Source organism: Nitriliruptor sp. (assembly GCF_040882075.1).
In the GTDB taxonomy this organism is placed as follows: Bacteria; Actinomycetota; Nitriliruptoria; order Nitriliruptorales; family Nitriliruptoraceae; genus Nitriliruptor.
Map to the genome: position 1 here is coordinate 1 of NZ_JBBEBZ010000173.1, position 2,202 is coordinate 2,202.

A 2,202-nucleotide genomic window follows, 5' to 3' on the forward strand; every position below is an offset into this window, starting at 1 on the left:
ACGGCAAGCTCCGCCAGCCGGTCTGGCTCGGCCTGCGTGATGACGTCACGCCCGCCGACGTCCACCTCGACGACGCGGCGCACCGTGCCGTGGACCCCGGCGACCGCCCCTAGCTCCCCCTCGTCGCGGCGTGCGCACAGCGCTACGTTGGGTCCGCTGCGGCGTGACCGCGCACAGGGGACGCCCGGCCGGGAGTCGATCCCCGAAGGGAAGGGACCGTCGTGGCGCGTGCCATCTGGAGCGGGGCGATCAGCTTCGGCCTCGTCAACATCCCCGTGAAGCTCGTCACGGCGGTCGACCGCAAGAACGTCCGGTTCCGCGAGCTCCGTCGCGGTGACGCGTCCCGCATCCGCTACCGCAAGGTCGCGGCGGCCGACGGCGAGGAGGTCAGCACCGACGAGACGGTCAAGGGCTACGAGATCGCCCCCGATCGGTACGTCGTGCTCGACCCGGACGAGCTCAAGGCGCTGGCACCGGAGTCGTCCCGCGCCATCGAGATCGAGGACTTCGTCGAGCTGGCCGACATCGAGCCCCTCTACTACGACTCGTCGTACTACCTCGTGCCGGGCGACACGGCGGCCAAGCCGTACGCCCTGCTGCACACCGCCATGCGTGAGTCGGGGAAGGCCGCGGTCGCCCGCTTCGTGCTGCGGACCAAGCAGCACCTGGCGATCATCCGGCCCGTCGGTGACGCGCTGGCGGTCTCGACCGTCGTCTACCACGACGAGGTGCTGCCGGCATCGCAGCTCGATGGGCTGCCGGGCGAGGACGTGGTGCCCAACGACCGCGAGCTGGCGATGGCCAACCAGCTCATCGAGTCGATGACGGTCGACTGGGAACCGGAGCGCTACTCCGACACCCACCGTGAACAGATCCTGGAGCTCATCGAGCGCAAGGCGGCCGGCGAGGACATCACCAGCGTCCCGGACGAGGAGCGCACCAACGGCGATGTGGTCGATCTCGTCGCCGCGCTCGAAGCGTCGCTCGCGGCGGCCCGCGACGGCTCGCGTGGCGACGCGGCCGAGACGGCCTGAGCGGGGGAGCGGTGGCATCGACCCGCACGACCGTCCGCGTCGGTGACCGCGAGCTGTCGGTGTCGAACCTCGACAAGGTCCTGTACCCGGGGACCGGCACCACCAAGGCCGAGGTGCTGCGTTACTACGTCGACGTCGCCGAGGTCATGCTGCCACACCTCGCCGGTCGACCCGTGACGCTGAAGCGTTTCCCGGACGGCGTCGAAGCGGAGGGCTTCTTCGAGAAGCGGTGTCCGCCGCACGCCCCCGAGTGGATGGGCACGGTCCAGCTCGGGCGGGAGGGGCGGGACAAGCCCGGCAAGGTCGGCTCCGGGGGGAAGGTCGTCGACCACTGCGACCTGTCGGAGGTCGCCGCCCTCGCGTGGGCGGCGAACATGGGGGCGCTCGAGCTGCACGTCCCGATGGGGGCGGCGCCGGACACCACCATCCCGACCGCGGTCGTGTTCGACCTCGACCCCGGTGCTCCGGCCGACGTGCGGACCTGCGCCGAGGTGGCGTTGCACATCCGCGAGGTGCTCGACGGGCTGCACCTGCGCTCCTACCCGAAGACGTCCGGGTCGAAGGGGCTCCAGCTGTACGTCCCCGTGCACGACCCCGACCTGACCTACGACCGGACGAGGAACTTCTCACAGGCGGTCGCCCAGCTGCTCGAGACACGGCTGCCGGACCTGGTGGTGTCCAAGCAGCTCAAGACCCTGCGGCCCGGCAAGGTCCTGATCGACTGGTACCAGAACCACCTCACCAAGACGACGGTCTGTGCCTACTCGCTGCGCGCGCGGCCACGCCCGACCGCCTCGACGCCGCTGACGTGGGACGAAGTCGACGACGCCGCCACCGAGGACGAGGGAGCGCTCGTGTTCGACCTCGACGACGTGCGGGCACGCGTCGCCGAACACGGCGACCTGTTCGCCGACGTCGCCTCGCTGCGCCAGGAGCTGCCCGCTCTCGGCGGGTGACCTTCGGCGGTCGTCAGGCATCGCGCGGACACGGTGCCTGGTCGCGCTTCGTGGTTGGATGCACCGCGGCCGCCCTCCGGTCCGCCCCCTCGTCATCGGAGCCCCGGTGCCACCCGAGCTCGGCCACGTCGTCCTGCACGTCCGCGACCTCGAACGGGCGCAGCGGTTCTACACCGACCTGCTCGGGTGGCGCGTCCGCGGCCCCGTGGGGG

The 2,202-nt window shown here is 71.3% G+C and carries 3 protein-coding genes; all 3 read left to right on the forward strand.

The features are described from left to right. Positions 1-221: 221 nt before the first annotated feature. Complete coding sequence (locus WEB03_RS11575) at positions 222-1,034, forward strand: Ku protein (protein WP_368071109.1); 813 nt, start codon at positions 222-224, stop codon at positions 1,032-1,034. Between the two features lie 11 nt (positions 1,035-1,045). After that, positions 1,046-1,990 carry a non-homologous end-joining DNA ligase gene (ligD, locus tag WEB03_RS11580; RefSeq protein ID WP_368071110.1) on the forward strand — a complete coding sequence of 315 codons (945 nt, stop codon included), beginning with the start codon at positions 1,046-1,048 and terminating at the stop codon, positions 1,988-1,990. Between the two features lie 58 nt (positions 1,991-2,048). Then, positions 2,049-2,202, forward strand: a 154-nt coding sequence (locus tag WEB03_RS11585; protein ID WP_368071111.1) for a VOC family protein, incomplete at its 3' end; no start/stop codon positions are given.